Annotated in this window: 13 protein-coding genes; 7 read left to right on the top strand and 6 right to left on the bottom strand. The window is 61.9% G+C overall.

Annotation, left to right across the window (positions count from 1 at the left end; genetic code table 11):
• The 4 genes from VIM98_RS00590 to VIM98_RS00575 form a co-directional block, all read right to left on the bottom strand.
• A partial coding sequence (locus VIM98_RS00590; RefSeq protein WP_331991143.1) for a biotin/lipoyl-binding protein occupies positions 1 to 392 on the bottom strand: 392 nt, incomplete at its 3' end.
• Positions 389 to 1915: an efflux transporter outer membrane subunit gene (locus VIM98_RS00585; RefSeq protein ID WP_331991142.1), complete on the bottom strand. Its 1527-nt coding sequence runs from the start codon at positions 1913 to 1915 to the stop codon at positions 389 to 391. The genes VIM98_RS00590 and VIM98_RS00585, both read right to left, overlap by 4 nt.
• Before the next feature lies 1 nt (position 1916).
• A complete protein-coding gene (locus VIM98_RS00580; RefSeq protein WP_331991141.1) occupies positions 1917 to 2435 on the bottom strand; it encodes a MarR family winged helix-turn-helix transcriptional regulator in 519 nt (172 codons plus the stop codon).
• Between the two features lie 186 nt (positions 2436 to 2621).
• Positions 2622 to 3398 carry a TatD family hydrolase gene (locus VIM98_RS00575; protein WP_331991140.1) on the bottom strand — a complete coding sequence of 259 codons (777 nt, stop codon included), beginning with the start codon at positions 3396 to 3398 and terminating at the stop codon, positions 2622 to 2624.
• A gap of 204 nt (positions 3399 to 3602) precedes the next feature.
• On the opposite strand from VIM98_RS00575, the gene VIM98_RS00570 reads away from it, so the two are divergent.
• Positions 3603 to 4169: a glycine zipper 2TM domain-containing protein gene (locus VIM98_RS00570; protein ID WP_331991139.1), complete on the top strand. Its 567-nt coding sequence runs from the start codon at positions 3603 to 3605 to the stop codon at positions 4167 to 4169.
• A gap of 18 nt (positions 4170 to 4187) precedes the next feature.
• Positions 4188 to 4655 carry a glycine zipper 2TM domain-containing protein gene (locus VIM98_RS00565; RefSeq protein WP_331991138.1) on the top strand — a complete coding sequence of 156 codons (468 nt, stop codon included), beginning with the start codon at positions 4188 to 4190 and terminating at the stop codon, positions 4653 to 4655.
• A gap of 83 nt (positions 4656 to 4738) precedes the next feature.
• On the opposite strand, the gene VIM98_RS00560 is transcribed toward VIM98_RS00565, so the two are convergent.
• Positions 4739 to 5182 (bottom strand): cell wall hydrolase, encoded by a 444-nt coding sequence (locus VIM98_RS00560; protein ID WP_331991137.1) that lies wholly within the window; start codon positions 5180 to 5182, stop codon positions 4739 to 4741.
• A 475-nt stretch (positions 5183 to 5657) separates the two neighbouring features.
• On the bottom strand, positions 5658 to 6452 hold the full coding sequence (locus VIM98_RS00555; protein ID WP_331991136.1) for a folate-binding protein: 795 nt from the start codon (positions 6450 to 6452) through the stop codon (positions 5658 to 5660).
• 140 nt (positions 6453 to 6592) lie between these two features.
• Here VIM98_RS00555 and VIM98_RS00550 point away from each other — a divergent pair, with 140 nt between their 5' ends.
• From VIM98_RS00550 to VIM98_RS00530, 5 genes are all read left to right on the top strand, one after another.
• The gene (locus VIM98_RS00550; protein ID WP_331991135.1) at positions 6593 to 6760 is read left to right on the top strand and encodes a DUF1674 domain-containing protein; all 168 of its coding nucleotides are present in this window, start codon (positions 6593 to 6595) and stop codon (positions 6758 to 6760) included.
• 91 nt (positions 6761 to 6851) lie between these two features.
• The gene (gene sdhC, locus VIM98_RS00545) at positions 6852 to 7247 is read left to right on the top strand and encodes a succinate dehydrogenase, cytochrome b556 subunit (RefSeq protein WP_331991134.1); all 396 of its coding nucleotides are present in this window, start codon (positions 6852 to 6854) and stop codon (positions 7245 to 7247) included.
• Positions 7244 to 7633, top strand: a complete 390-nt coding sequence (gene sdhD / locus VIM98_RS00540; protein WP_331991133.1) for a succinate dehydrogenase, hydrophobic membrane anchor protein — start codon at positions 7244 to 7246, stop codon at positions 7631 to 7633. The genes sdhC and sdhD overlap by 4 nt, the downstream gene beginning before the upstream one ends.
• A 5-nt stretch (positions 7634 to 7638) precedes the next feature.
• The gene (gene sdhA, locus VIM98_RS00535) at positions 7639 to 9426 is read left to right on the top strand and encodes a succinate dehydrogenase flavoprotein subunit (protein WP_331991132.1); all 1788 of its coding nucleotides are present in this window, start codon (positions 7639 to 7641) and stop codon (positions 9424 to 9426) included.
• 77 nt (positions 9427 to 9503) lie between these two features.
• Positions 9504 to 9802 (top strand): 2Fe-2S iron-sulfur cluster-binding protein (locus VIM98_RS00530; RefSeq protein ID WP_331991131.1); only part of this gene is annotated, 299 nt, incomplete at its 3' end.

Here is a 9802-nt window from a genome sequence, read left to right as displayed (position 1 = left end):
CTGCTGGCCGAACTGGTCTGCTGGCGCACCTGCCGTACCGCCTGGGCCAGCTGGCTGCGCGCCTGGCGCAGGCGCACATCGGCATCGGTGCTATCGAGCTTGACCAGCACCTGGCCGGCTTCGACACGCTGCGTGTCGTCGGCGTAGATCGCAACGACCGTTCCGGGAACCTGCGTGGAGATCGCAACCTGATTGCCGTTGACATAAGCGTCGTCGGTCACTTCGCGCTTGGAGAATACGAACAGCCACAACAACAGCCAGGTTGCGGCAGCAAGCACGAAGAGCAGCGTAACAATCAACAACGCGCGGCGGCGCTTGGCCGGATCCTTGGCGGCCATGCCGCTATCGTTGTTATCGTCCTTTGGCGCGGCGTGGGAGTCAGTGGCGCTCATGGGGCGTCTCCAGAGGAAGGCGTGGAAGCGGAAGCGGCGGTGCCCGGATCCTGGCGATAGCCGCCGCCCAGGGCCTTGATCAGGTTCAGATCGGTCGACAGGGCCTGCGCATGCAGGCTGACGGCGTCATCTTGTTGTTGCAGCAGTTGTGCGTCGGCTGCCAGCGACTCGCGTGCATCGCGTACGCCTTGACGGGCGCGCGCCTGCGCGGTGGCGACCAGACGTCGATTCGCGTCGAGTTGTTTTTCTTTTTCGGCGCGGCGCGCGGCGAGCTGATCGGCGCTAAGTGCTTGGGTCGCGACGTCGCGCGCGGCATCGTTGACGGTACTGTTGTACTGCGCGATAGCTGCATCGAGCTGAGCTTTACTCACGCCGTAGGCTGCTTCCAACTGGCCGCCTTCGAAGATGGGCAGGTGGATGGCTGGCGTCAGGCCGAACACGCGGCTGCCACGCGAAAAGATATTCCCCAGGTCGCCACCGCCGCTGCCGCCGGACAGCCCGGGAATGTTCGGGCCGCCCTGGTTGGTACTGGACAGGCCCGCCATCGCGCTGATGCTGACATCCGGATAGAACTGCGCGCGGGCGACGTCGGTCTGCTTCAGTGCCGATTCGACCTGCCAGCGGCTCGCGGCGATATCCGGGCGTCGTGCGACCAGGTCCAGGCGGGCGTTCTCCGGCATGCCGCTCTTGATTTCCGGCAGCGGTCGCGGCGTCAAGGTCGGCAACTCCGCTTGGGAGACACCGAGCAGGGCAGCCAACGCCGCCAGGCGAATCTTGCTGGAACTGTCGATCGCCACGCGCATCTGGCGCGTTGCCGATAGCTGGCTCTGGGATTGCGTCACGGTATCGCTCAGGTCTACGCCCTGGCGCACACGCAGTTGCGCAATACGCAGCATGCGCTCCTGGGTGGCGATTGCCTGGTCGGCGATTTGTACGCGCGCACGATCTGCAAGCCAGCCGAAGTAGGTATCGGCTACCGCATTCTGGATGGTCAGTGCGGCGGCGCTGCGCTGTGCTTCGGCGGCATGTGCCTGATCGAGCGCGGCCTCGATCGCGGAGCGCTTCTTGCCCCACCAGTCGAAGTCGTATTGGAACTGCACACCCAGATCCGCCTGGTTGTACCAGGTGAAGCCGAGGAACTGCGGCGGGATCATGCCGTGCTCGCTGAGCCGTTGGCGTGTCACCTGCGCGCTGCCGTTGATGGTGAGGCCCGCCTGTGCCGCCGCGACACGGACATTCTGTTCGGCGTTCTGCACGCGCGAATGGGCCTGGGCCAGGTCGGGCGATTGCTTCATCGCCACGTCGATCAGGTTATCGAGTTGCGAATCGCCGTAGACCTTCCACCATTGCGCATCCGGCCAGCCGGCATGCGATTGCGTTTGCAGGCCTGCCAGTGGCACATCGTCGCGCAAAGCAGGGTGCGCCAGCTTGGCGGGAATCGTGCAGCCAGCCAGCATCACGGCCAGCGCGCCGGCGAGCAGGCTGCCGCGGAAACGAAGGGATGATTGCGGAGCGAGCTTCATATCAGTCGTCCGGGTCCAGATAGTCGAGATTGGTTGCCAACTTGCGTAGCAGACGGTCGAAATGACGCTTTTCGCCGTCGCTGAAGCCGGTGAAGACTTCTTTGAGTTGCGGAAACATCGGCGGCAGCATTTTCTGCACGAATTGCCTGCCTGTCGCCGTGATGCGAATGGTGACGCGTCGCCGGTCTTCCTTACTGTGCTGCCGGGTAATAAGTCCACGTTTGACCAGCGCATTCGTGATGCGAGTCATATTGGTGGCGCCTTGCGAAGTGAATACGCACAGTTCGCCTGGCGTGGATGTGCCATCCGGCCGGCTATACAGGATATTCAGCGTCATGAACTCGCTATCGTTGAGCTTGTACGGCTTAAGTTTGCGCGCGAGCTCTTCCTCCACGCGCGCACCGACCAGGCGAAGCATGCGCGCGATCCGCGCATCTGCCGCCGGAAGGTCCGGAATGCTGTGCTGGATCTGTGTAATGCCCTCATCGATCATGAGGATGCACGGGTTGAGCTTGGTCATTTCATCAGCGGATAGTTCACTGGTGGAATAAAAGGTAGCAAGGGGAGAATGGGGTTTGCAAGTGCCCGGGCTCCAAGAGCAGCGAGCGGAGAGCGGCGGGGGCCTAGAGAACGCGACATGCCGCGGTTTGCTGCTCTTACTTGCTCCTCACTTCTCTTCACTCACTCCAGAGCAACCGGATCGCCTTTACGAAGCGCTGATCTCAAACAGCCGAGAAGCATTGGCTGTCGTCGCCGCCGCAATCGCTTCGATACTCTCGCCGCGCAGTGAAGCCACCGCCGCCAGCACTTCGGACAGATAACCGGGCTCATTACGCTGTCCACGATGCGTCGACAGCGGTTGGTCGGGCGAGTCGGTTTCCAGCAGCAAATAATCGATGGGCATCGTGGCGATGACGCGACGCAGGCGCCGGGCGCGCTCATAGGTAATCGGCCCGCCAATGCCGATATAAAAGCCAAGCTCGAACAACTGCCGCGCCTGTTCCTCGCTGCCGGAAAAACTGTGCACAACCCCGCGCAGCCCGCCTGTGCGCCGTAGCGTAAGGGTGACTTCCTCCAGGGCCTTGCGCGCATGCAGGATCACCGGCAGGTTCGCTTCGCGCGCGATCGCCAATTGCCGCTGAAAATAGAAGCGTTGATCTTCGGCGGGCAGGCCATCGACGAAGAAATCCAGGCCAATCTCGCCCACCGCGACAGCATCCCCACGTGCCAGCCAGGTCGGGAGCTGCTCGATATGCTCTGGACGGTGCCGGGCGAGGAACAGCGGGTGCAGGCCATAGGCCGGATACAAGCCACGGTTGCCTTCGCAGAGCTGACGGATTTGCGTCCAGCTGGCGGCGTCGATCCCGGGGATAACCTGGGCCGTGACACCGGCCGCGTGGGCTCGCTCGATGACCTCCGGGCGGTCCGGATCGAAGCTGGCGTCGTCCAGGTGTACATGGCTGTCGATCAGTTGGAGAGGCATAGGAGCGCGCGTTTGGCAATCGTTCAAATGGAAATAGCGGATTCGTATCACGTTCTTGCGAGGCGACGTAACCTTTAACGCCATGCGTCGGTTTGGTCTAGCCCTTATTCAGTTATCCGCCGGTATCTAATGCGCCGCGGGCCATGTTTTCGGGGGCGCTGACGTAGCGTCGACATGGTCGCTCACAATACGAGGAGATTCTCCATGAACAGGTTGATGGTCAATGCGCTTAGTTTGGGGGTAACGGCTGCACTCGCGCTAAGCCTGTCTGCCTGCGATCGCGACGCCAATGCCGATCCGGGCACGACTGCCGGCACCGGTGCCGACAACGGAGCCAAATTCGCTCGCGTGGTCAGCGTCGATCCGATTCGCGACACCACGCCGCAGCGCGTCTGCCGTGACGAAGTCGTCACGCATACTGCACCGCCGAAAGACCAGCATCAAATTGCCGGTATGGCCATCGGCGCGGTTGCCGGCGGGCTGCTGGGCAACCAAGTCGGTAGCGGCAAGGGCCGCACGCTGGCGACGGTTGCAGGTGCGGTCGGCGGCGGTTACGCCGGTAAGAAAATCGAGGAGAGCCATCAGCACGGGCAGGTCACTCAGCAGGTAGAGCGTCGTTGCTCGACCACCGCGGCCGATCCGAACAAGATTGTGGCTTACGACGTGCGTTACGAGTACAAGGGTGTTACGCGCACGGTGCGCATGGACCACGATCCGGGCGATCGTCTGGAAGTCCAGGAAGGCGTAGTCACAGTGTCTGACGCGCGCTAAAGGAGGCCGCTTATGGGCATGTCGAACAATAAATGGATCGCCGCGGCGTTGGTTGCCGCCAGTGTGAGCCTGGCCGGTTGCCAGCCGTATGACACACGTCCGCGGTATGTGGATCGCCCGCCGCCGCCGAGCTCGCAGGGGCGTTATTGCCAATGCGGTGTGGTGCAGGATATCCAGCAGGTCAATACCGGTGGCGGTGGTAATGGGGGAACGCTCGGTGCCGTGATCGGTGCGGTGGCCGGCGGTGTGTTAGGCAACACTATCGGCAAGGGCGATGGCCGCAAGGCCGCTACCGTGGTCGGTGCGGTAGCCGGTGGCGTCGCCGGCAATCAGATCGGCAAGAACAGCGATCGTGGGGATTGGGCATACCAGGTCAGCATCCGCATGGATGACGGCCGCTACGCTACGGTTACCCAGCGCGAGGATCCTGGTGTGCGTCCAGGCGACTATGTGGAAATTCGCGGCGACCGCGTCTACGCAAGGTAAATGAATTGGACGTTTGGACGTCCATATGAAAAAGAAAAAAAGGCCCTCGAAAGAGGGCTTTTTTTGTAAGTGAGATGCGCGCTTCAGTTGACGCGATAGAAAGTGTGTTCGCCGATCGTGCCGACGGCCTTGCCATTGTTGTTGCGCGACCAGAACGGTGACACCGAAACGGTGGCGAAGTGATCTGCATGCGGGACCAGCAAACGTCGCTCGGCCAGTGGAAGCGACCAGTTATCGATCGATTCGCCGGCGATCTTCCATGCCTTGTTGAAGGCATCGAGATTGCTGATGTCGAAAGTTGCCGGCGTAGTGGCAGTCGCAAATTGATGCGGCGACTTCACCACTTCGCAAACGGTATCGCCCCACTGGCCGCGTTCGCGACGGCGTAGTGCGACTTCCGCCACGGCAAACTGCCCGTTGGTCGGCTCACTGCGTGCCTCGAGATACACCGTCGTCGCCAGGCAGGTCTGGTCGGCGAGGGGTTGTGGCAGCACGGACGCCAACCACAACAACATGGAAAGTTTCATTGTCTGCCTCCAACGTGCTGTACGCAGGAAATCGAGAAGCGTGATCTCAAGCGCCGTTGCGGTGGACGGGCGGGCAGGCCGTTCCACCTGGATTACTCGTTCATGCCGAAACTTGTGGCTGAACGCTTCGCCGCGGGATTGCGGCTACTTGAACAACTGTCCGGGAGCTGTTCGCGTATTCGTTGACTGGCGTCAAGCACGTACGGCGCATCCTTATTTTTCAAAGGAAAACACACGACTGCGACAGCCGATCCGCACGATGGCGGTTGTTTACTCCGGCATCTTCAGCCGGGTCGCGCCGATCCGGACCCCTCCGGTTCGTCGCGTTATGTGACACCTGGGCGAGAGGCGTCGTTTCAATTTGACCGGCGGAGACTAAAGGCGGTTCACCCAAGTAGCAAGTGCCTTGATGATTGAATTCACATTGCGCTCACGTTCATCTTTTTGCGATGTGCATTCAATCGCGGTACATGTTTTAGTTCGGCCACTGTTCGCGCAGCAAAACTGTGAACGGTGCGTCATCGAGCGCTAACGTGTTGTCATTCAAGCGTTCGACAACGTCATCGGCGATGATCGCAAGCGCTTCAAACGCGCCGTCATGTTCGACGATGTCGAGTACGCGCAAGGCTTCGCGCTCACCGTCGCGCCATACACTGCCTGCGACAACCTGCCGCGACAATACGACGCTATGCATATGCCGTTTATTGCCGCCGCGATAGTGCAGGCGTGCAACGATTTCCTGGCCCGGATAACAGCCCTTATCTATAGCTACTGCATGTAAATGATGCAGAGAAATCATAGGCGGTAGCAGCTCGCCCTGTGCATTATCGGGGAGCCAGGGCCAACCCATGTGCAGTTGCGGCAAATGCCAGTCATCGTCGCTTGCTTCACCGACAACAAGACTGTGCGTATTACAACCGAATACAAAACGCGTATCGTCGGATTCAACTATGTGCATCGGTAAGCTTGCGCCGCACGACAACGCGCGTGTCGATTGCGCAACGATCTTGACCTTGGAGCGAAACACGAAGCGTTGCAGCGATGTCGCGATGTCTTGCGCGCGTCCGCCTCGCAGCAGAAGCAACAAGCGATCGTCCGCGAGTCGGGCGACATGAAACAGCGCGATGACGCGACCCTTCGCATCGAGCCAGGCACTGAAGCGCCATTGACCGTTGGGGATCTCGTCGATGCGGCTACTCAATTGCGCTTGCGCGAAGGCGATCGCGTCGGGTCCTTCGAGCAGCAAGGTTTCGGCGGGGTAGGCACTCATAAGCAATGAGACCTGGGGGCGGGGTCGGCGAACTCAAGTGTGGCCGACCTGGGCGGCATGCGTCTTGCAGGTCTGGCGGCGTCCGTCAAGGTTGTGCTGTATTGCCGCAAGTATTACCCTTCCGCGGCTTTATAAAACCTATGTCCGACACGTCCTCTCCAGCCGAATCCAAGCCCGCCTCCGCGCCAGCGGAGCCTGCCGCCGTGCCTGTCACGCCGGCTGTGGACAAGGCCCCGCTGGAGCGGCCGGCGCCCGATCCCACGCGCTACGGCGATTGGGAAAAGAACGGTCGCTGTATCGACTTCTGACCCGCCGGGCCGGCTTTGATGGGTCGGCACGGGCTTGGGGCAGGGGTTGGGCGGTGAGGGCATCTAGCGATTCCAAGACAGGATAGCCGCCATGGCAGACACCCAACGACCGCTCTCTCCCCATCTACAGATATATAAGTGGCAAGTGCAGATGGTGACCTCCATCCTGCATCGTGCCACCGGCATCGCGTTGGCCGTCGGTACCCTGGTGGTGCTGTGGGCATTGCTCGCCTTGGCCAGCGGCGACGCGGCCTTCGCTCAATTCAAGACCTGCATGGGCAGCCCGATCGGTCTGGTTTTGCTGTTCGGCTGGACCTGGGCGTTGTTCTTCCACCTGTGCAACGGCATCCGCCATCTGCTGCAGGACGCCGGCATGGGCTATCAAATCGCTCAATTCGTCCGTTCGAGCTGGAGTTCGGTGATTGTCAGCATCCTGTTGACCGTGGCCGTGTGGGGCTATGTGCTGACCGCCGGAGGTGCCGCATGAGCGCCAAGGATTTCCGCAATCCGCTCAAGCGCGCCCGCGGCCTGGGTTCATCGCAGTCGGGCGTGGGTCACTGGTGGACCCAGCGCATGACCGCCGCCGCGCTGGTCGTGCTGACGATCTGGCTGGCGGTTACCGTCCTCGGCCTGCTGCATGCCGACTACGCCACCGCGCGGGCGGCGATCGCCAAGCCGTGGAATGCGGTGCTGCTGGTTGCCTTTGTCATCACCGCCTTCTGGCATGCCGTGCTCGGCCTGCAGGTGGTGATCGAAGACTACGTCCATACGCGCTGGAAGGAGGTCACTTCCATCGCTGTCATCAAGTTCCTCGCGGTGTTGTGCGCGCTCGCGGGCGTGCTGGCCGTGCTGCGCATCGCTCTAGGGGCATAAGCGAGATGGAAAGCTACAAGGTTCAACAACATAAGTACGACGTGATCGTGGTCGGCGCCGGCGGCGCGGGTCTGCGTGCCACTTTCGGTCTGGCCGAGAAAGGTTTGAAGGCAGCTTGCATCACCAAGGTGTTCCCGACGCGCTCGCATACGGTGGCGGCACAGGGCGGTATTTCCGCCGCGCTCGGCAACATGGGCGAGGACGATTGGCGCTTCCATTTCTACGACACCATCAAGGGGTCGGACTGGCTGGGCGACCAGGACGCGATCGAGTACATGTGCCGCGAGGCGATCCCCTCGATCATCGAACTGGAACACTACGGCGTGCCGTTCTCGCGTACCGAGGAAGGCAAGATCTACCAGCGCCCGTTCGGCGGCATGACCACGCATTACGGCAAGGGCACTGCGCAGCGCACATGCGCGGCCGCCGACCGCACCGGCCACGCCATCCTGCATACGCTGTACCAGCAGGCGCTGGCGCACGACGCCACGTTTTTCATCGAATACTTCGCCATCGACCTGATCTTCGATGAGGAAGGCGTTTGCCGTGGCGTGCTTGCGCTGGACATGAACGAGGGCACCTTGCACTTCTTCCGCGGTCACGCGGTGGTGCTGGCGACCGGCGGCTACGGCCGTGCCTACTTCAGCGCGACCTCGGCGCATACTTGTACCGGCGACGGTGGCGGCATGGTGCTGCGCGCTGGCCTCGCGCTCCAGGACATGGAGTTCGTGCAATTCCATCCGACTGGCATCTATGGCTCGGGCTGCCTGATTACCGAAGGCGTTCGTGGCGAAGGCGGTTACCTGACCAACTCCAACGGCGAGCGCTTCATGGAGCGCTATGCGCCGAACGCGAAGGACTTGGCCTCGCGTGATGTGGTCAGCCGCGCGATGACCATGGAAATCCGCGAGGGCCGCGGTGTGGGCGAGCACAAGGACCACATCCATATCAACTTGATGCACCTGGGCAAGGATGTGATCCACGAGCGCCTGCCGGGCATTGCCGAATCGGCACGCATCTTCGCTGGCGTGGACGTGACCAAGGAGCCCATCCCGGTCATCCCGACAGTGCATTACAACATGGGCGGTATTCCGACCAACTATCACGGCGAAGTCGTGCAGAAGCGCGGCGATGACGTCGACGCCGTGGTGCCAGGCCTGTTCGCCATCGGCGAGGCGGCTTGCGTGTCGGTGCACGGTGCCAACCGCCTGGGCTCGAACTCGCTGCTGGATCTGGTGGTGTTCGGTCGTGCGGTGGCACATCGTTGCGCGGAGATCGTCAAGCCGGGCGCGCCGCACAAGGATCTTCCGGCCAGCGTGCTGGACAAGGCGCTGGGTCGCTTCGATGGCCTGCGTCACGCCAAGGGCAGCCTGCCGACCGCGAAGATCCGCGCCGAAATGCAGCGCACCATGCAGTCCGATGCCGCTGTGTTCCGTACCGGGCAGTCGCTCAAGGAAGGCTGCGAGAAGATCTCCAAGGTGTACGACTCCTTCAAGGATGTCGGCGTCAGCGATCGTTCGATGGTATGGAACTCCGACCTGATCGAAACGCTGGAGCTGTCGAACCTGCTGGGTCAGGCGGTGGCGACGATGTACTCGGCCGAGCAGCGCCCGGAAAGCCGCGGCGCGCATGCCCGCGAGGACTTCCCTGATCGCGACGACGCCAACTGGCAGAAGCACACGCTGGTGTCGGTGGACGAGCAGGGCAAGGCGGGTTTCGATTTCCGTCCGGTGCACATGTACACCATGACCAGCGACGTGGAAGTCGTGCCGCCGAAGAAGCGCGTTTACTGAGCGCGCCCGAACCGATGCTGTAAGGCGCCCGCCCCACAGGCGGGCAGTCAAGGCAAGACAATCAAAGCGAGGCAACCGTGGCTGAGTTCACGCTACCCAAAAATTCCAAGGTCCAGCAGGGCAAGCACTACCCGGCGAAGGGCGCGAAAAAACCGCGGACCTTCCGCATCTACCGCTGGACGCCGGATGACGGCCAGAACCCCCGTATCGATACCTACGAGGTCGATCTGGCCGCGTGCGGTCCGATGGTTCTGGACGCGCTCCTGAAGATCAAGAACGAGATCGATCCGACCCTGACCCTGCGTCGTTCCTGCCGCGAGGGTATCTGTGGCTCGTGCGCGATGAACATCGACGGCACCAACACGTTGGCCTGTAC

It is taken from the genome of Dyella sp., from assembly GCF_036568765.1.
GTDB lineage: Bacteria > Pseudomonadota > Gammaproteobacteria > Xanthomonadales > Rhodanobacteraceae > GSA-30.
The sequence above is the reverse complement of the archived record's forward strand: the minus strand, read 5'-3'. Positions and strand labels throughout refer to the sequence as shown.

What these genes read in the sequence shown, in the direction of transcription:
- VIM98_RS00570 (WP_331991139.1), top strand. Translation starts at nt 3,603, where the DNA reads ATGAACAGGTTGATGGTCAATGCGCTTAGTTTGGGGGTAACGGCTGCA.
- VIM98_RS00585 (WP_331991142.1), bottom strand. Translation starts at nt 1,915, where the DNA reads ATGAAGCTCGCTCCGCAATCATCCCTTCGTTTCCGCGGCAGCCTGCTC.
- sdhC (WP_331991134.1), top strand. Translation starts at nt 6,852, where the DNA reads ATGGCAGACACCCAACGACCGCTCTCTCCCCATCTACAGATATATAAG.
- VIM98_RS00550 (WP_331991135.1), top strand. Translation starts at nt 6,593, where the DNA reads ATGTCCGACACGTCCTCTCCAGCCGAATCCAAGCCCGCCTCCGCGCCA.
- VIM98_RS00565 (WP_331991138.1), top strand. Translation starts at nt 4,188, where the DNA reads ATGTCGAACAATAAATGGATCGCCGCGGCGTTGGTTGCCGCCAGTGTG.
- VIM98_RS00560 (WP_331991137.1), bottom strand. Translation starts at nt 5,182, where the DNA reads ATGAAACTTTCCATGTTGTTGTGGTTGGCGTCCGTGCTGCCACAACCC.
- VIM98_RS00580 (WP_331991141.1), bottom strand. Translation starts at nt 2,435, where the DNA reads ATGACCAAGCTCAACCCGTGCATCCTCATGATCGATGAGGGCATTACA.
- VIM98_RS00575 (WP_331991140.1), bottom strand. Translation starts at nt 3,398, where the DNA reads ATGCCTCTCCAACTGATCGACAGCCATGTACACCTGGACGACGCCAGC.
- VIM98_RS00555 (WP_331991136.1), bottom strand. Translation starts at nt 6,452, where the DNA reads ATGAGTGCCTACCCCGCCGAAACCTTGCTGCTCGAAGGACCCGACGCG.
- sdhD (WP_331991133.1), top strand. Translation starts at nt 7,244, where the DNA reads ATGAGCGCCAAGGATTTCCGCAATCCGCTCAAGCGCGCCCGCGGCCTG.
- sdhA (WP_331991132.1), top strand. Translation starts at nt 7,639, where the DNA reads ATGGAAAGCTACAAGGTTCAACAACATAAGTACGACGTGATCGTGGTC.